This window comes from Myxococcus llanfairpwllgwyngyllgogerychwyrndrobwllllantysiliogogogochensis (assembly GCF_006636215.1).
GTDB classification, from domain to species: Bacteria; Myxococcota; Myxococcia; order Myxococcales; family Myxococcaceae; genus Myxococcus; species Myxococcus llanfairpwllgwyngyllgogerychwyrndrobwllllantysiliogogogochensis.
On sequence record NZ_VIFM01000762.1, the window covers coordinates 1 to 448 of the forward strand.

The window sequence follows — 448 nt, forward strand, 5'->3', positions numbered from 1 at the left end:
GTTACAGCTCCTGCCCGTGTCGGGCGAAATTCATTCCGCAAGATTTGGATAACACCTACGAATATAACTGCAATGCCGGGCTGGCTGCCGAACGGGAGAGGGAAGCCAGCAGGAAAAAACTGAATGAGGCGAAGGCTAAAGGGCCTCAGCCAATGCCCCTTCCGGCGCTGATTTATGCCACGCAGAGGGCAATGGATGACTACGGCGCAAAGGACATGCACCACGGTGATCTGAGCGAGGAAGCACTGAAAGAGCGCTTTGGTCTGACGGATGTCTCGGCGAAAGTGAACCCGTATACGCTGACCCTTGTCCCACCAGTGCCCGCCAGTTCGTATGGTGTATTTTATCCGGGCAGCCTGACGGGAAGTACGCCGGTCGTGGTCAGCCGGGAGGAAAGTGTCCGGCTGATGTTTGATGAGTTCCGGGGACTTGCCAAGGTATTCTCCTT

1 protein-coding gene is annotated in these 448 nt (G+C 56.0%); it reads left to right on the forward strand.

Annotated elements, in window-relative coordinates; genetic code table 11:
* Positions 1-448, forward strand: a 448-nt coding sequence (locus tag FJV41_RS55765; RefSeq protein ID WP_141649617.1) for a DUF3289 family protein, incomplete at both ends; no start/stop codon positions are given.